At 48.4% G+C, this 17,987-nt stretch carries 12 protein-coding genes; 10 read left to right on the top strand and 2 right to left on the bottom strand.

The window, feature by feature from the left end:
- Positions 1-41 precede the first annotated feature (41 nt).
- Positions 42-1,583 carry a 2-isopropylmalate synthase gene (locus NYE33_RS32730; protein ID WP_039301498.1) on the top strand — a complete coding sequence of 514 codons (1,542 nt, stop codon included), beginning with the start codon at positions 42-44 and terminating at the stop codon, positions 1,581-1,583.
- 358 nt (positions 1,584-1,941) lie between these two features.
- Positions 1,942-8,295, top strand: a complete 6,354-nt coding sequence (locus NYE33_RS32725) for a SpaA isopeptide-forming pilin-related protein (protein WP_341069474.1) — start codon at positions 1,942-1,944, stop codon at positions 8,293-8,295.
- A 108-nt stretch (positions 8,296-8,403) separates the two neighbouring features.
- Here NYE33_RS32725 and NYE33_RS32720 read toward each other — a convergent pair whose 3' ends face one another.
- Complete coding sequence (locus NYE33_RS32720) at positions 8,404-9,549, bottom strand: response regulator (RefSeq protein WP_081969863.1); 1,146 nt, start codon at positions 9,547-9,549, stop codon at positions 8,404-8,406.
- Positions 9,550-9,821: 272 nt separating this feature from the next.
- On the opposite strand from NYE33_RS32720, the gene NYE33_RS32715 reads away from it, so the two are divergent.
- The 4 genes from NYE33_RS32715 to NYE33_RS32700 all read left to right on the top strand — a co-directional run bounded on the left by NYE33_RS32715 (position 9,822) and on the right by NYE33_RS32700 (position 12,626).
- A complete protein-coding gene (locus NYE33_RS32715; RefSeq protein ID WP_076248693.1) occupies positions 9,822-10,364 on the top strand; it encodes an RNA polymerase sigma factor in 543 nt (180 codons plus the stop codon).
- On the top strand, positions 10,361-10,825 hold the full coding sequence (locus NYE33_RS32710; protein ID WP_042134489.1) for a zf-HC2 domain-containing protein: 465 nt from the start codon (positions 10,361-10,363) through the stop codon (positions 10,823-10,825). Before NYE33_RS32715 ends, NYE33_RS32710 begins: the two co-directional genes overlap by 4 nt.
- A 195-nt stretch (positions 10,826-11,020) precedes the next feature.
- Entirely contained in the window at positions 11,021-11,518 is a 498-nt protein-coding gene (locus NYE33_RS32705; protein ID WP_039301491.1) for a hypothetical protein, read from the top strand.
- Positions 11,519-11,537: 19 nt separating this feature from the next.
- Positions 11,538-12,626 carry a DUF4097 family beta strand repeat-containing protein gene (locus NYE33_RS32700; protein ID WP_341069471.1) on the top strand — a complete coding sequence of 363 codons (1,089 nt, stop codon included), beginning with the start codon at positions 11,538-11,540 and terminating at the stop codon, positions 12,624-12,626.
- Between the two features lie 102 nt (positions 12,627-12,728).
- Here the strand turns inward: NYE33_RS32700 and NYE33_RS32695 are convergent, their stop codons facing one another.
- The gene (locus NYE33_RS32695; protein ID WP_042134491.1) at positions 12,729-13,709 is read right to left on the bottom strand and encodes an aldo/keto reductase; all 981 of its coding nucleotides are present in this window, start codon (positions 13,707-13,709) and stop codon (positions 12,729-12,731) included.
- 255 nt (positions 13,710-13,964) lie between these two features.
- Here NYE33_RS32695 and leuB point away from each other — a divergent pair, with 255 nt between their 5' ends.
- The 4 genes from leuB (at position 13,965) to NYE33_RS32675 (ending at position 17,898) form a co-directional block, all read left to right on the top strand.
- Positions 13,965-15,047, top strand: coding sequence for a 3-isopropylmalate dehydrogenase (leuB, locus tag NYE33_RS32690; RefSeq protein WP_039301483.1), 1,083 nt, complete (start codon positions 13,965-13,967; stop codon positions 15,045-15,047).
- 238 nt (positions 15,048-15,285) lie between these two features.
- Entirely contained in the window at positions 15,286-15,825 is a 540-nt protein-coding gene (locus tag NYE33_RS32685; RefSeq protein ID WP_039301479.1) for a peroxiredoxin, read from the top strand.
- Between the two features lie 229 nt (positions 15,826-16,054).
- Positions 16,055-16,462, top strand: coding sequence for a hypothetical protein (locus NYE33_RS32680; RefSeq protein ID WP_039301477.1), 408 nt, complete (start codon positions 16,055-16,057; stop codon positions 16,460-16,462).
- A 332-nt stretch (positions 16,463-16,794) separates the two neighbouring features.
- Positions 16,795-17,898: an ATP-binding protein gene (locus NYE33_RS32675; RefSeq protein WP_042134493.1), complete on the top strand. Its 1,104-nt coding sequence runs from the start codon at positions 16,795-16,797 to the stop codon at positions 17,896-17,898.
- The last annotated feature ends 89 nt before the right edge of the window (positions 17,899-17,987 follow it).

The following is a 17,987-nucleotide window of genomic DNA, read 5'->3' as shown; positions in this document are numbered from 1 at the left end:
GCATTTGGGGATTTATGGACAATTTGCAGGAGGTGCTCAGCATGCGGAAAATATATGTGTTCGACACGACGCTGCGTGACGGAGAGCAGTCACCGGGTGTGAACCTCAACACGCGCGAGAAGGTGGAAATCGCCTATCAGCTGGAGAAGCTGGGAATTGACCGGATGGAAGCCGGATTCCCTGCGGCATCGCCCGGAGATCTGGCTGCGGTTAACGCAGTGGCCAGAGCCGTAAAGAACGTCACTTTGATTGGCCTCTCCCGTTCCAGAGAGAGTGATATCGATGCGGTTAAGGAAGCGCTGCAGGGAGCACAGGATCCTTGTATTCATATTTTCCTTGCTACATCACCGATTCACCGCCAGCACAAGCTCCGTATGGATAAAGCACAGGTACTGGAAACTGCGCAGTCGGCTATCCGTTATGCCAAGAAATATTTCCCCAAGCTGGAGTTCTCTTTGGAGGATGCCGGCCGGACAGAACGTGATTTCATGGCTGAAATGGTGTCGATGGCGATCCGTGAAGGAGCCAATGTGGTGAACATCCCTGATACTGTGGGCTATCTGAATCCTTCGGAATACGGAGCGATTTTCAAATTCCTGAAGGATACGGTGCCGGATATCGAACGGGTACAGCTCAGTGCACATTGTCATAATGATCTGGGGATGGCTACCGCCAATACGCTTGCTGCCATTCAGAATGGCGCGGATCAGATCGAAGGGACCATTAACGGCATTGGTGAGCGGGCAGGAAATACGGCTATTGAAGAGGTAGCGCTGGCGCTGGAGACCCGCAGCGAATTTTTTGACGCCAAAACTTCACTGGTCCTGTCGGAAATATCCCGTACCAGCCGCTTGGTCAGCAAGCTGACCGGGATGGTAGTGCCCGGGAATAAGGCCATCGTCGGGGCCAACGCCTTCGCGCATGAATCTGGTATTCATCAGGATGGCATGCTGAAGGAGAAGACCACCTACGAGATCATGACACCTGAAACGATCGGCCTCAAAGAAAGTAAGCTGGTGCTGGGCAAGCACTCCGGACGCCATGCCTTCCGCGACAAGCTCAGTGATCTGGGCTATGACGTCCCGGAGGAAGAGCTGAATGCCGCTTTTGCCAAGTTCAAGGATCTGGCGGACAAGAAGAAGGAAGTCTCGGATGAGGATATTCTGGCTCTTCTGGAAGAGAAGCTGATCGATACACCGGAGACCTTCAGCCTGCAGACAATATATGTGACTTATGGTAATGAAGCTACGCCAACGGCCAAAGTTATTATTAACGGGCAGGAGCCGCAGCCGATTGTGGCAGTTGCCGAGGGTAATGGTTCCGTAGACGCGATCTATAACGCCATTGATCAGGCTACTGGTGAGGAAGTCACCTTGGGCGACTATTCGATTAAGGCAGTCAGCAGAGGTAAAGACGCACAGGGTGAGGTTCATGTTGTGCTGTCCCAAGGCGAGATCGCAGCGCAGGGCCGCGGACTCAGTACCGATATCCTGGAAGCGAGTGCCAGAGCCTATCTGGATGCACTTAACAAGCTGATTGAGAAGCGTAAGACGCTGCTCCCGGCCGACCAAGCCAGCCTTTAAAACGGTATATATAGAAGCTTTCCACTAAAGTAAAACCTGAGTTTAAGCCATTGGGCCAGCAGAACATTCTGCTGGCCCAATGGCTTTTTTGTTTTTCTTAGGGGGATTTATGAGTTTATCAGCCGTTTGTCAGTGATTTATCAGTGACTTTAGTTACAATTTATCTTGTCATAATCACACCTTTTGGCACTTTCTTTGTCAATACTAAGCGGTTTATAGGAAATTGGAGTGAGAAATGGAGAAATTACTTAGCTGTTCAGAAATTGTTCATGTCACTGCTCTAATGTCTTATCTGATCATTCCACGACTGATGTAAGAACAAATTATACATATGAAAGAGGGAGAGGTCTTGAGATTAATGAAAAAGAAAAAATGGGCACTGGGGCTTGGAATAATACTGTTTATAACATCATTCGCTAATGCAATGGGTTTCTTCACCAATGTCAATGCGGATGCAATGAACACAGAAATTACCGAAGATATTGTTAAAACTGTAACACTCTCGGTATACGAAAATGGGACGCAGGTTACGGATAGTGTGTACAAGCTGGATTCTATGGTTAAGCTGAATTTGACTTATGAGCTTCCGGATGCAAAGTATGACGAAGGCGCTACGTACACGTACACCCTTCCTTCCCAATTAAAAATTAATCAAACGTACTCCGGTACGCTGGTTAATAGTGAATTCGCTAATGGAATTGGTACTTATACTGTAGGTGCAGATAATAAAGTCGTATTTGTTTTTAATGAAAATATTGAAGGGCTATTGGATATAAAAGGAACTTTTTGGGTTGAATCCACCCTAAGCTCAACTACAGTTACCGGCAGCACAACGCAGGTGCTCCATTTTCCGATAGCGGGAAATGCCAATAACTCAATTACACTCCAGGTTCAACCCAGTAACGGCAAAGCTATCACCAAAACCGGAACACCCATGCCGCAAAAATATAATGCCAGCAGTATTGACTGGACGGTTGATGTAAATACGCTTTTGAACAAACTTGATAATGCTGTAATTACGGACCCCATGCAGACAGGCTTGGAGCTGGACCCGGCTTCTATTGCTGTATATGCCTTGACGGTGGATGTTAAAGGAAACTTAACCCTTGGCGGGCAGGTCAGTTCTGCACTCTATGACACGACCGCAAGCGATCTGACCAAATTGGATCTGAGATTCAATAATTCAATAAATGAAGCCTACCGGATAAAGTTTACTACCAAGAACATAAGTACTACAGAGCAAACAAAGTTTAATAATACAGCTACACTGACTGCTAATGGCTCACCTCAAACTGCCTCTGCAGAGGTTAATATTAACTTGGGCAAAACGCTGGAAAAATCATCTTTGGGTTATAATTCAACTTCAGAGGAAATTACTTGGCAAATCAAATATAACTATAATGAAAAGGTAATAACAGCGGATAAAGCTGTTCTAACCGATACTTTCGACATCACTCAGGATTATGTTGCCGGATCAATGGAAATTTATAAAGTAAAGCTGGATCAAAACGGAAACGGTACGGATGATGGCGCAAAGTTGATATTAGGTACGGACTATACCGTAACCCAACTGGCTGACACTACTTCCAAAGCTGGGTTTGAGCTTAAATTCATTAACGACATACAGTCTGCCTACCGGATTGTATACAAAACAAAGGTAGCAGACCGCGTCTATACTACCGGGAATGTTACGAATACAGTCACCTATAACGGGGTGCCCGTAACAGCTACGACTTCGCTTACCCAACGTGTTTTAACTAAACAATCACCGTCAAACATAGATTATTGGAACAAAACCGTTAAATGGACGATTAAAATTAATGAAGACAAAAAAACAATGACCAATCTGGTATTGACTGATAAATTCGGAAATGCCGGATTGCAGCTGATCGGGAAGCCGGTTATTTCTCCTGCGCTGGTTGAGGGTACCGATTATGAGATTACCAATCTGGGAAATAGTGACTTCAAAACAAATGATGGTTTCGAAATTAAATTTTTAAAACCCATCACTCAGGCGTATACGATCACTTACAGTACCAATTTCGATTATTACAAGCTGAAAACTAACGCAACTACTTTCACTAACACTGCCTCGGTTGTATGGCAAGAGAAGGCTGTTGGCACACCAGCACAGACGTCCTCAGCTACTTTTGATCCGAACGTTAAAGTCAAGAATAATGGATTCAAGGAAGGCTCGTACGATACAGCCAGCAAGAGAACCACCTGGAAAGTTGGAGCCAATTATAACAAAAGAGAACTGGCTGCAGGTGCAGAACTAGTTGACACGTTTCCGGCAAGCCAACAGATGGCTGGAGGAGATACTGGGACTGTAGAGGTATATGAGTTAAATTACAATGCAAGTGGAAATCCTGAACAGGGAGATCCTGTGAGTCCTGCTGATTATGATGCAAGTGTAACTGCCGATGGACTTCAGCTGAAGGTTAAATTTAAGAAAGCTATTAATTATGCCTTTTATGTAGTTTTCAAAACAGAATTTATAGCAGGAGATGTTAGCGAGGGGACTCTCACCAATAAAGCCACCTTGTATAATGCGCAGGGCACGGCAGTCTCGGGAGTGCTCCAGAATTCCCCCCTCACTATACCGAATGGTGGACAATATGTAACTAAAACAGGTGTGGTTGATAGTTCAGATCAAACGTTAATAAATTGGACGATGACCATTAACGCTAACCAATCCGCAGTGAGCAATGCAGAGATTGTAGATACTCCGAGTACCAATCAGGTGTTATTGCCTGCAAGTTTTCAGGTCTTTAATACTACAGTTAACGCGGCTGGAACAGTTGCTGAGACTGGCACGAAATTAGTTCAGGGTACAGATTATACGCTCCAATTCACCACAAACCCAAGCGGGGTAGACATCTTTAAGCTGGCGTTTACGAACCCCATTACCAAACCCTATATTCTCAAGTATCAGTCTGTTATTACAGCAGTAGGAACTGTAGCTGTAACCAATAATGTTGCATTTAGCGGAATGGGTGCCAAGCAGGTAAGTAAACCTTTTCCATTCACCCAAAGCTTCACCATTGTTGATACCGGAGGTACGGGCAGCGGTGTGAAAGGCTCGCTTAAGGTGCTGAAAACAAATGCAGACCAAACTAAAAATCTTCAGGGTGCTGAGTTCTCCCTGGGTCGTATTGTAGGTACAGAACTGAAGGATACAGTGAAAGCAACCAGTGATTCAGCTGGCAATCTGGAGTTCACTAATTTGCGGGCCGGTAAATATGTTCTAAAGGAAACAAAGGCACCCACCGGATATGCACTGGATACTACAGCGCGGACAGTAACCATTAATTCTTCTACACCTGTTCTGCTGACCGTTACGAATGATTATAACGGCTCGCTCAAGCTGACTAAGGTTGCCCAGGATGATTCGTCCAAAAAACTTGCAGGTGCAGAGTTTGAACTGTATGATGCAGCAAATAAATTGGTAGGAACGGGAACTACCGATGCAAACGGCGTAGTGATTTTTACGAAATTAATGGGAGGAAGCTACACATACAAAGAAACTAAAGCACCGGCTGGATATAAGCTTAATGGTAATAGTGTTCCCGTAACTATTGATCCGGCTCAACAAAATGCTGTGACGGTTACTAATGAAGCACTTCAAGGTTCGCTTAAACTAATAAAGGTAGATAAAGATGATGCAACGAAGAAGCTTGCAGGAGCAAAGTTTGAGTTATACAATTCCAGCAATACTCTAGTGGCAACATCTACTACCAATGCCAGCGGGGAAATTGTATTCAGTAATTTGAAGTTCGGAACCTACTCCTATCAGGAAACTGCTGCTCCGGCCGGATATGAACTGGATTCAACAAAGCAGAGCGTTACGATCGACTCGGATGTGCAGAAGGTTCTGGAACCGATCAAGAACACAGCAACTCTGGGCTCGCTCAAGCTGGTTAAGGTAGATGCAGCTGACAGTACGAAGAAGCTTGCCGGAGCGAAGTTCGAGCTATACAATTCCAGCAATGCAATGGTGGCAGCGGCAACTACTAACGCCAGTGGTGAAATTATATTCGATAATCTGAAGGTTGGAGCATATACACTGGAGGAAACCAAGGCTCCGGCCGGATATGATTTGGATTCCACGGTGCGCAACATCACAATTAGTTCGAAAGTACAACAGGTGCTGGCTCCAATTACGAATAAAGAAACCTTGGGTTCGCTCAAGCTTGTTAAGGTAGATGCGGCGGACGGAACGAAGAAGCTGGCCGGAGCGAAGTTCGAGCTTTACAATTCCAGCGATGCTATGGTGGCAACTGCGACTACCAATGCCAATGGTGAAATAGTATTCAATGATTTGAAGCTCGGAGACTATACACTGAAGGAGACCGGAGCTCCAACCGGGTATGAATTGGATGAAACGGTGCGTAATGTCAAGATTGATTCGAAAGTACAGCAGATTCTGCCGTCAATCCCCAATAAAGCAACCACAGGCTCACTTAAGCTTATAAAGGTGGATGCAGCGGACGGAACGAAGAAGCTCTCAGGAGCAAAGTTCGAATTATACAATTCCAGCAATGCTGTGGTTGCGGCAGGGACTACCAATGCCAATGGTGAAATTGTATTCGATGATTTGAAGCTTGGAACGTACACACTGGAGGAAGTCAAGGCTCCGGCCGGATATGATCTGGATGGAGCGGTGCGTACTATCAAGATTGATTCAAAGGATCAGCTGGTGCTGGACCCAATCAAGAACACCAAAACCTTGGGCTCACTCAAGATAAGTAAGGTAGATTATAATAATGTGAATAAGAGGCTTGCCGGAGCAGAGTTCAGACTCACGAGTACCAGCACAAATGTGGCGGTAACGCGTGTTACGAATAACGATGGTGAAATTGAATTCACAGATCTGAATCTTGGGGACTATACCCTGGTGGAAACCAAGGCCCCCTACGGATATGATTTGGATGCAAGGGTACGCAATGTCAAAATTACTTCGAAGGATCAGCTTGTTCTGACCCCGATTACGAATATAGAAACCATCGGCTCGATTAAGTTTGTTAAGGTCGATGCAACTGACGCGACGAAAAAGCTTGCCGGAGCAGAGTTCAAGCTCACGAATTCCAGCAAGATTGTTGTAGCAACGAAAACTACCAATGCGAACGGTGAAATTGTGTTCGATGATTTGAAGCTGGGCACGTACACGCTGGAAGAAACAAAGGCTCCGGCCGGGTATGAATTGGATTCAACGCCGAAGGACGTCACAATCACTGTGAAGGCCCAGCAGGTGCTGGCACCGATTAAGAACGTGGAAACCCTGGGTTCACTTAAGCTCATCAAGGTAGACGCTGCTGACGCGACGAAAAAGCTTGCCGGAGCAGAGTTCAAGCTCACAAATTCCAGCAAGATTGTTGTAGCAACGAAAACTACCAATGCGAATGGTGAAATTGTGTTCGATGATTTGAAGCTGGGTACGTACACACTGGAGGAAACCAAAGCTCCGGCCGGATATGATCTTGATGGGACAGTGCATAACATCACAATCAGCGGGAAGGCCCAGCAGGTGCTGGCTCCTATTAAGAACGTGGAAACCCTGGGTTCACTTAAGCTCATCAAGGTAGACGCTGCTGACGCGACGAAAAAGCTTGCCGGAGCAGAGTTCAAGCTCACGAATTCCAGCAAGATTGTTGTAGCAACGAAAACTACCAATGCGAACGGTGAAATTGTATTCGATGATTTGAAGCTGGGTACGTACACGCTGGAGGAAACAAAGGCTCCAGCGGGATATGATCTAGATCCAACGGAGCGCACTATTACGATTAATTCAAAGGTACAGCAGGTGCTGGCACCAATCACAAACCAAGAGACCTTGGGTTCAATCAAGCTCGTTAAGATCGCCGAAGGTAACGCAGCGAGAAAGCTCGCCGGGGCTGAGTTTAAGCTTTATGATTCCAGCAAGAGCGTAGTGGCAACTGGGATTACCAACGTGAATGGTGAGATTGAATTTAAGGATTTGAAGCTTGGAGTATACACATTGCAGGAAACCGTGGCTCCAACCGGCTATTATTTGGATTCAACGGAGCGCAGCATCATCATTGATTCGAAGGTACAAAAGGTGCTGGCCCCAATTACGAATAAAGACATACCGGCACCGACAGGAGCACCCGGAACGAACCCGGTGGTTACTCCAACACCTACTCCGGTTAGTACGGTAACGCCAGGTGTAACTAGTACACCAGGTCCTTCCGCAACAGGAGTACCTGGCGTGACGTTTACACCGGGACCTACACCAATAGCGACCTTAAGTCCTACTGCACCTGCAGTAAGCAGCGCACCGACGCCACAGGCTACGTCAGCAACGACTGTTGAGGATATTCCAATCGATGGGGAGATTCCGCTGGGCGGCATTCCAAGCATTAGTGTGGAACCGTCACATGGTACAGTAGTCATTACACCAGACGGCAAATGGACTTATACTCCTGATCCGGGATATACCGGAAAGGATAAGTTCACCATTACTGTAACGGATGAAGACGGCAATGATCAGGATATCATTATTGAGGTGGGTGTTGACGAGGTGCCGACAGGTACGGTAACTGATACAACCTCCGGTGAAGATGGCCTGCCTGGAGATCTCCCTAAGACAGGGGAAGAAAGCCCGCTCCCATTGTATCTGATGGGTGGGGGACTGATCGTTCTGGGGATTATCCTGGCACGCAGATTCAAGACACGCAATAAACCGGAGTAATCAGAGATAGCATAAATAAGGTTATACTGGTATACAGACAACCCGCCCGAAGCAAATGCTACGGGCGGGTTGTCTTGTTCTTATATTCAGCAGAAGAATAAGATTAATTCACAGACTTCTGAAATTATGCTGCTTCCATTCCTCGTACCAGCGGGTTATATTTGCCGGCAGGCCAATCCCCAGTTCCCCGTTCCAAAGAGCTGTCATCGTGTTATATTGCTCCTCGACCCCTGAGCGTTCACCGATGATATCATACGTTTTCATAAGCCCGAAATATCCCTGTTCGAAGTAAGGCTGAAGACGGACAATACGCTGATATATCGTAACAGCCTCCGGGAGTTTGCTGGTCTCTATATAGAACGCTGCCAGACTCAGCGCATGATGCAGCCAGATCGTCCGGAGCCGCTGACGTTCACTCTCAGCCCACAAATAATCGTAGTCGGCCAAATAATCACCAGTGTAGAAATCCAGCAGACGCTGATGCTCTTGAATATTGCCTGCGCTGACCGGCTCCAGAGTAAGAAGGCCTTTCTCCCATTCGTAGCTGTCAATTAAAGCGCCCCCGGTCTCCAGGGTATAGCCTTCTCCGCCGCTGACATTATTGATGGGGAGATCGATTTCTCCCTGCTTCAAGCACTGCCTTACCTGATAAATGGTAGTGTACAGGTGGGTTGAGGCTTTTTTGAGATTGAAATCAGGCCACAGGAGATCGATCAGGCTGTCCTTGCTGACAAACCGGTTACGGTTATGAAAAAGATAAGCAAACAGCTCCTGGGCTTTCGAGGTACGCCAGCGAATATTGCTTAGCGGCTGTCCGCCGCGCTCGAAACGCAGGGACTGGAGGCTGCGGATCATGATTTGATGATCTGTAATTTTATTGTCGGGCTCCAGCTCGATCCGTTCCTCCAGACGCTGAATAGTCTTCACCAGCCTGCTTCTGCTTACCGGCTTCAATACATAATCAAGTGCGTTTAGCTCAAAAGCATCTACAGCGTAGTTATTGTATGCAGTCACAAATATGATTTTGGCACGGGGGCAAAGATTCTGCAGGATTTCACCAGCTTGAACTCCATTCATCTCGGGCATATCAATATCCAGGAAAATAACTTCAGGGTCCAGCTCCGGTGCTGCTTTTACCGCTTCATAAGGGTCTGTAAAGGCGGCAAGGATCTGTACTGACGTTAATTCTTCAAGCATGAGCTGAAGTTTTATAAGTGCAAGACGTTCATCATCCACTAGCATAGCTCGAATCATTTCTGTCCACCGCTTTCCTTATCTTTATCACTGAAACGCATACCATCCTCTTAAGGAGGAGCAGCCGTTTCTATTTGTATGCTGCCTAGCCATGATGATAAATGAATTCGACAAGAAAAAGGAATTCCCTTTCTGTAGAGGATAAGCCCCATGTAGGATATAGTAAAGTAAAATAGACTGCAAAAATTATTTTTTAAAAATTTCGCATGTCCTGCAGGGGGATCAGCCTGCCCGGCGTCTAACGTTATGTAACTGAAGGAGGGAAGAATTACTTGGAAGAGACGGAGTGGATTACTGCTGTGCTCAGCGGAGAGCATCAGGCCTTCGGGCACCTGGTGACACGCTATCAGGGCATGGTATACAGTGTATGCATCAAAATCACAGGAGAAGCCGAGTCGGCCAAGGATATGGCCCAGGAAGTCTTCATCAAGGCCTATAAGGCTCTTCCCTCCTTCAGAGGACAGTCTTCATTCTCCACATGGCTGTACCGGATTGCTTACCGGACCTGTCTGGACTGGAAACGGGCCAATGACCGGGAATGGCGGCACCGGAGCACTGCGGACTACACGGAGAATGATTGGGTGACTTCGCAAACGCCTGAGCAGGCGGCGCTCCGCAAGGAAGCCTCCCAGGAGCTCGATGAGAATTTGAACAGTCTGACAGAGCCGTACCGGTCGGTTGTGCAGCTGTACTATTTTCAGCGACACTCGTATCAGGAGATTGCCGATCAGAAAGGGATTTCGGTCAAAACGGTTGAATCGCAGCTGTATCGGGCCAGACAGATGATGCGCAAAAGCGGGGAGGAATGGCGATGAATTGTGCAACAGTAAAAGAATGGATGCCGCATTATATCGATGGCCAGCTGCCGCCTGAGGCGCAGCAGACAATCCGCCTGCATGCCGAGTCCTGTCCCGACTGCGCGCAATGGCTGGAAGAGGCACGCGGTCTCGCGGCGCTGTGGAATGAGATGGAAGCCGGGCTGGACGGCCTTGGCCAGGAAGCAATGCAGCCTATGGACTTCCCTGATCTTACAGCGGATGTGATGGCTAAGATTGACCGTATGGAGAATGGCCGCAGGGAACGGGTGATTAAAGCAACGATGTCCAGACGGCGTACCGCCCCGGGAACCTCCTGGATGCATTATGGCGTTGCCGTGGGGCTGACTTTTCTCCTGCTGCAGTTCGGTGTGTTCGAACACCTTGCCTACGGCATTACCGAAATTAATGGGCAAATGTCCACTTCAGTCAGCGCCTGGTTCGGCCCTCAAGGCAAATAATCCAACAATCCGCAGGGGCTATTCCGGCTAATTCATACTAATTAAAACCTGCGTACGATAGAAGCAGCTTTGCTGCAAAGAAGATTTCGAAGAAGCGGATGTTCCGCAAAACTCAGCAGATGCTTTCGAAGCAGTTTTGCTGTAAAGAGAGTTCGAAGAAGCGGATGTTCCGCAAAACTTTTAGGAGGGTATTATATGATTAAGAAAAGACGCTGGCTCACTTTTCTCCTGGCGATGGTTCCGGGACTGGGCCATATGTATTTAGGCTTTAAAAAACTGGGTCTTGAGTATATGCTTGGAGCATCGCTGTGTATTATGTTCATTCCGTCGATGCCCACCGTATTTCCGTTCGCGCTGGCAGCACTCTGGTTCTATCAACTATTCGATGCGCTGCAAAAAGCGGCCTGGATGAAGCTCTCTGCGGCTGAGCATGAGCGGATGATGTTCCATCCGGACAGCTTCGGGGCACCTTGGACTATGGGAATGCCGGCACCTCCGGTGTATCCGCATGATGATGTTAATCCGGTATGGGTAGGCATAGGCTGTGTCATAGCGGGTATTATGCTAATGCTCATTACGGTATTTCCAACCCTCTGGAGAATACTCAATGACATGAACATCGGGGCGATCGTGCTGTCTCTTGCCTTGATCGGATATGGACTGAGAATGCTGAAGAACAATTCTAAAGTATAGTGAAATGGGGAAATGAATTATGGGGAGATGGAAAATCGGCAGCTTTACCGCCGCAATAGGCTGCATTGTGATTGGGGTCATTGTAGTACTTGCCCAGTACGATGTAATCACTTACGAGGCGCTGGGCTATATCTGGCCGGCACTGCTTATTCTGTTCGGGCTGGAGATGCTGCTTAGGCTCTTCATTAAATCGGATGTCAAGAGCCGTGTGAGCGGCTGGGCGATTGTGCTGATTATCGTGCTTGTCGCGGCAAGCGGGGCACAGACGGTGCTGGCTGGCGGCTCGCTGAGCAGTATCTTGGGCAATACAACGCTTGTCCCGGTAAGCGGGACGGTAGAAGTGAATCAGGAAATTAAGAATGTACGGATTGAATTGCCTGACGGCAAGGTTAAGATTGAAGGCGTACAAGGAAACACCCTGGAATATGAAGGAAAGCTGGAGCTGCCGGGCAATACGGACAGTGAAGCAGCAAGCGCACTAGAGCGTAAATGGAAAGTGACGACCGAAGGCGACACGCTTGTCATGGAGCTGGAAGGAGATTCCGGCTGGCTCGCGAACATCCAGTTCGGAATTAATGTCAAAGCTCCTTACCTGAATGTTAGCATCCCGCGGAATTTAGCCGCCCAGGTAGAGACCAGCGACGGATCCATCGAAGCTGCCGGTCTGACAGCAGGCATGGATGTGGACACCAGCAACGGGACAATGGATATCCATGATATTACCGGAGGCGTGGAGGCTCACACCAGCAATGGTACAGTAACCGTGCAGAATATACAGGGTAAAGTGGAGCTGGTCAGCTCGAACGGGGCGATTACACTGGGCAATATCGACGGTTCCTTATCTGCCAAGAGCAGCAACGGCAAGATTACGGTCAATTCTGCGGTGACAGGCGACTGGGAGCTGAAATCCAGCAATGGCAAGATTGTAGTGGGCCTGCCGGCTGTTACGGATGCGACAATCCATGCGGATACGAGCAATGGTTCGCTTAAAGGGAATGTTACCTGGGACGGCGATGATGACAATGGAACAGCCGTGCTTGGCAGCGGAACCCATGAAGTTACATTGTCCACCAGCAATGGTTCTGTGACGGTGGACACCGCACAATAAATTGCACAAAGAGCTGTTTACCGGATAATTGCCGGTGAACAGCTCTTTCTATGACCTGGTATAGAACAGAATACGAATCAGATATGGCTTCTTAAACTCTGCTTACCAAGCATAAGCCTTCGGAGCAGCACCGCCGGGTCCCGGGAAAATCTCATCCAGACGTTTCAGCACGGACTCGTCCAGGACGATCTCCAGGCTGCGCAGCGCGCTTTCGAATTGCTCCAGCGTACGCGGTCCTATAATCGGAGCCGTCACCGCAGGATTGGCCAGCAGCCAGGCCAGTGCGATATTATCCTGCGGTTCGCCCAGCTCCAGACTCAGCTCCGCAAAGGCTTCCAGCTGGCTCTTATGCTGCTCTACACGTTCTGAATTGCCCCCGCTCCGGCTGCCTTCGATCTTCTTCAAGGCATTGCGGCCGAGGAGTCCCCCGTCAAGCGGGCTCCACGGGATAATTCCAAGACCGAGATGCTGGGCAGCAGGCAGAACCTCCAGCTCCGGCAGACGGCAGGTGAGGCTGTATTTATGCTGCTCCGATACCAGACCCAGGAACCCGCGGGCCTTCGCTTCCTGCTGGGCTACGGCAATATCCCAGCCGGCAAAGTTACTGGAGCCGACATAACCGATCTTGCCCTGGCTGACAGCAAGCTCAAAGGCACCCCACAGCTCGTCCCACGACACGTTGCGGTCGATATGGTGCATCTGGTAGAGTTCAACATGATCGGTCTGCAGACGCTGCAGAGAGGCTTCCAGGTGCCTGCGGATAATATAGGAAGAGAGGCCGGCCTCATCGTTTGGACCATCCAGCTTGTCACTCATTGCGCCATAGACCTTAGTGGCGAGCACAACCTTTTCACGGCGTCCGCCGCCCTGCTTGAACCAACGCCCGATAATGGTCTCGGTCAGGCCGGAATTCTCACCCCAACCATACACGTTAGCAGTATCAAAAAAGTTGACTCCGGCGTCCAGCGCAGCATCCATGATGCGGAAGGCTTCCTTCTCGTCGGTAATCGGCCCGAAATTCATCGTTCCCAGACAGAGGCGGCTAACCTTCATACCGGACTTGCCAAGCTTAGTATATTGCACCTTAGTATCACTCCCTCATTAAGATGGACTAACGGTTATATACAACAATTGCATACTAATTGTAAACAACTTAAGAATTAAGAGCAAACTGCGGTGCAGTTTTTATCAGTGCAAGATACGGTAACCGTACTCCTATAGGCTTCGCCTATCAGTTCAATAGAATCTATATCTTTGTCCTTTGTCTGTTGTTATGATACAACAATATACAGAAGAACTATGTCTGCGAGCAGCAGGACTACCTAAGGAGTGACAGGAATGAGCGAGGTTAAGAAAATCGCCGTAATTGCCGGGGACGGTATCGGACCTGAAGTTGTGGCAGAAGCGGAAAAAGTATTGAAAAGAACGGAAGAAGTGTTCGGCTTTGCTTTTGAAACGGAGCATGCCCTCTTCGGCGGGATTGCCATTGACGAGCGGGGAACACCGCTGCCGGAGGATACGCTGGAAATCTGCCGCAGTGCAGATGCCGTACTCCTGGGAGCCGTTGGCGGACCGAAGTGGGACAACAATCCGAAGGAGCTGCGTCCGGAAACGGGCCTGCTGGGCATCCGCAAAGCACTGGGTCTGTTCTCCAATCTGCGTCCTGCAGTTGTCTTCGACTGCCTGAAGGATGCTTCAACGCTGAAACCGGAAGTACTGGAAGGCACGGACCTGATGGTGGTGCGTGAGCTGACAGGCGGTATTTATTTCGGTGAGAAGCTGCGCCGTCAGGGTGAACACGGGGAAGAAGCTGTGGATACCTGCGTATACAACGTAACAGAAGTAGAGCGCATTGTACGCCAGGCGTTCGAGATTGCCGGCAAACGCCGCAATAAGCTGGCCAGTGTCGATAAAGCCAATGTCCTGGAGACCTCGCGCCTCTGGCGTGAGGTAGTGAACAGACTGGCGCCGGAATATCCGCAGGTAGAGCTGGAGCATGTACTGGTGGATAACTGTGCAATGCAGCTGCTGCGCCGTCCTTCAAGCTTCGATGTCATCGTTACTGAGAATATGTTCGGAGATATCCTGAGTGATGAAGCAGCGATGCTGACCGGTTCCATCGGTATGCTGGCTTCGGCTTCACTGGGAGAAGGCAGCTACGGCCTCTACGAGCCGGTACACGGCTCTGCGCCTGATATTGCCGGCCAGGGGCTCGCGAATCCGATCGCGACGATTCTGTCGCTTGCGCTGATGTTCCGCATGACCTTCGGCTACGAAGAGGCAGCGGCTGCCATAGAAGCAGCTGTCGCTGAGGTGCTCGATGCCGGCCACCGGACCAGCGATATCGCTGTAGACAAGAGCAAGGCAATCAGTACTACAGAGATGGGCGATCTGATTGTTGCCGCTATCCGCAAAGCCTAGTTCTACCACATATGCCCTCCTTTGACGCAGAAAGAAGAAAAACTTCACAAAATGTTGCTTATTTATAATAATTATAAAAAAGTAATCAATGTAATATTGACTTTGATTTTGTACGATGATAACATTTGTTCTGTAGCAGCAACAATGTAACCATCCCATCAAAATCAAGAAAAGCATATTGCACCGGCTAACGGCACCGTAGTTGTTTTTCTTACATAATCAAAGGAGGATTTAAGCAATGGCAGAACGTTTGGTAGGTAAACCAGCCCCTGATTTCTTCATGGAGACAGTAACGGGCGACGGTAAGGATTTCGGTAAGGTTAGCTTGTCCGACTATCGCGGCAAATGGCTTGTATTCTTCTTTTATCCGCTTGATTTCACATTTGTATGTCCGACCGAAATTACAGCACTGAGTGATGCTGCGGCTGATTTCGCAGAACTCGATACAGAAATTCTTGGTGTGAGCATCGACTCCATCCACAGCCACAAAGCCTGGTTGACAACCCCTAAGGATATGAATGGCCTTGGTCCGGTTAACTTCCCGCTGGCGTCTGATATCACGAAGAAGGTTGCCAGCGATTACGGCGTCCTGATCGAAGAAGAAGGTATCGCACTCCGCGGATTGTTCATTATCGATCCTGACGGCGAACTGAAATATCAAGTGGTTAACCACAATGATGTAGGCCGCAGTGTGGAAGAAACTCTGCGTGTACTGCAGGCCCTGCAATCCGGCGGGCTGTGCGCTATGAACTGGAAACCGGGCGACAAGAATCTGTAAGCTGCCGGTCCTCATCAGCTGCGATCTTTGATATACGAAGAGAACCTCCTTGCGGGAGTATTTCCCGGCAAGGGGGTTTTTTGCACCAAAACGGCCCATCCTTAGCGGACAAGCCGTTTGAAAATGGGCGTAAAGGTTAATATATAGCTTCAAGGAGAGGAATCTCTCCTGCCATTGTGTAATATAATAATAGGAATTCAACGGAAAAAATCAAGGAGGGTGAACAAAAATGAGCTTTTGCTGTGGAGCGAGTATGGTTGGAACTAAGGGGACCCTAAAGCATTATCGCACGCAAGTCCATAATGTTCCCCTGCTTTTTTGTCCGGTATGCCACCGGGTAGAGGTACATTATAAAGTCGAAAATGAATATGAAATCCTGGCAGAATATGCCCATGGCGACGGAGTTACGGATGTTGATTTCCAGGATTATGTAATGGAAGATGAGGAAGCAATCTTCGAGAATGTGATAAATATGGAGAGCGAGGATCCGCTCGCTATTGTGCGCAGCCAAATCGACATGTCGCTTGACCTGCTGGCCGTAGCCAAACAAATTGGCGATACCAAATGGGAACGTGAACTGAAGAAGCGTCTGGCGGTTATGAGTCAGCGGCGCCACCGGCTGCAGCAGAAAGCCTGAATACCGAGCTTAATGCTTCCACGCAATGTCATAAAAGAGGAGAGTCTTCGCGAAATGCGGAGGCTCTTTTCATTGTATTTGCAGGAAACGAAACATTCTAACGATATTTAATGTGTCTTAAGAATCATTTTAAGAATATTTTTATCATTCGACAGTTTCTCCGATTGCGTTGTCTTCTTCTCTTGGATATGATTGGAATATAGTTGAAACGGTTGGATAATATAATACGATTTCCGAATGTTCTGGCGGCTTCGTCATATACTCATATACATAGTAATTTGATGTCGCTTAAGCGTCTTCGTCAATTGCAGTAAAAGGGGGAACTTCGTATCGTGATAAGCCAATATCAGGAAAGCTTGCTTTTACCGGCAAGAACGTTTCAATCCGGACCGATGGATACTACATATGAGGATGTACTGGAGCATATCGACAGCGGGATTCTGCTTTTTGATGAAGAGGGAGTTCTGACGTTTGTAAACAAGCAGATGTACGGCATATTGGAGCTGGGCCGTCATTCTCTGCTTGGCTGCACCCTGACTCATTTGATAAGCCATATTCAACTAAGCCGTTTTAAGAAGAAGCTCGTTTTGCGGAGCTACCGTGAAATGGTGGTCAAAGGTAAGCCAAGCTATGAATTTGTAGATGAATATGGCCGTTACTGGCGCGCCTCTCTCTGCAGCGGTGAGCAGATGAAGGGCTGCTACCTGTTCACGCTCAAAGAGATCTCAGACTTCAAGCTGATTGAACAGACAGCATACCAGAACGACAGTCTGGCGATGCTCGGCAGATTATCGGCTTCAATTGCTCATGAGATCCGCAACCCGCTGACTGCGATCCGGGGTTTTATTCAATTGCTGCATCCCCATCTTCACCTGCTCGGCAAGGAGGAGTATGCGAAGATTATATTGGCTGAGATTGATCGTGCCAATGACATTATTCATGAATTTCTGACTTCCTCCAAGCCTTCGGTGCCACAGGTCAGTATGATTCCTGTCTCGGCGCTCCTTAAGGAAGTCGTTCTGCTTACGGAGAGTGAAGCTCTGATGAAGGGCTGCCAGATTAATCTGCAGGTGCTTCAGGAAGATCTGTTCATCTCCGGAGACACGAAACAAATGAAGCAGGTCGTCTTAAACATGATTCGGAATGCTATGGAAGCGATCTCGGAGAGAGCGGATGATTCCATGGGCAGAATAGAGGTCGGAGCGCGCAAAGAAGGAACAGAGGTGCGGATTTTTATCTCTGACAATGGCAAGGGCATGGATATCTGCACACTGGATAGGCTGTTCAATCCTTTCTTTACCACGAAGGAGAATGGTACGGGATTAGGACTCTCGGTCAGTGACCGTATCATCAAGAATCATGGAGGCTGCATCTCTGTCAGCAGCCGGCTGAATGAGGGAACCCGGTTCGTGATTTCGCTTCCGCTCATTCATTAATCTAACAATAGACTCGGTATTTCCAGGCTTCCGGGTTATAATCAATATATTAAGGGCTGATTCCTGCAGTGCACGGTCATGTGCGGGAG

Origin of the sequence: Paenibacillus sp. FSL R10-2199, from assembly GCF_038000235.1 — a bacterium.
Lineage (GTDB): Bacteria > Bacillota > Bacilli > Paenibacillales > Paenibacillaceae > Paenibacillus_AQ > Paenibacillus_AQ phytohabitans.
This window is presented reverse-complemented; position numbering and strand designations above follow the sequence as displayed.

Bases quoted from the DNA above. Each gene is read 5' to 3' on its own strand.
- NYE33_RS32710 (WP_042134489.1), top strand. From the start codon at position 10,361: ATGAATTGTGCAACAGTAAAAGAATGGATGCCGCATTATATCGATGGC.
- NYE33_RS32680 (WP_039301477.1), top strand. From the start codon at position 16,055: ATGAGCTTTTGCTGTGGAGCGAGTATGGTTGGAACTAAGGGGACCCTA.
- NYE33_RS32725 (WP_341069474.1), top strand. From the start codon at position 1,942: ATGAAAAAGAAAAAATGGGCACTGGGGCTTGGAATAATACTGTTTATA.
- NYE33_RS32700 (WP_341069471.1), top strand. From the start codon at position 11,538: ATGGGGAGATGGAAAATCGGCAGCTTTACCGCCGCAATAGGCTGCATT.
- NYE33_RS32730 (WP_039301498.1), top strand. From the start codon at position 42: ATGCGGAAAATATATGTGTTCGACACGACGCTGCGTGACGGAGAGCAG.
- leuB (WP_039301483.1), top strand. From the start codon at position 13,965: ATGAGCGAGGTTAAGAAAATCGCCGTAATTGCCGGGGACGGTATCGGA.
- NYE33_RS32685 (WP_039301479.1), top strand. From the start codon at position 15,286: ATGGCAGAACGTTTGGTAGGTAAACCAGCCCCTGATTTCTTCATGGAG.
- NYE33_RS32720 (WP_081969863.1), bottom strand. From the start codon at position 9,549: ATGATTCGAGCTATGCTAGTGGATGATGAACGTCTTGCACTTATAAAA.
- NYE33_RS32705 (WP_039301491.1), top strand. From the start codon at position 11,021: ATGATTAAGAAAAGACGCTGGCTCACTTTTCTCCTGGCGATGGTTCCG.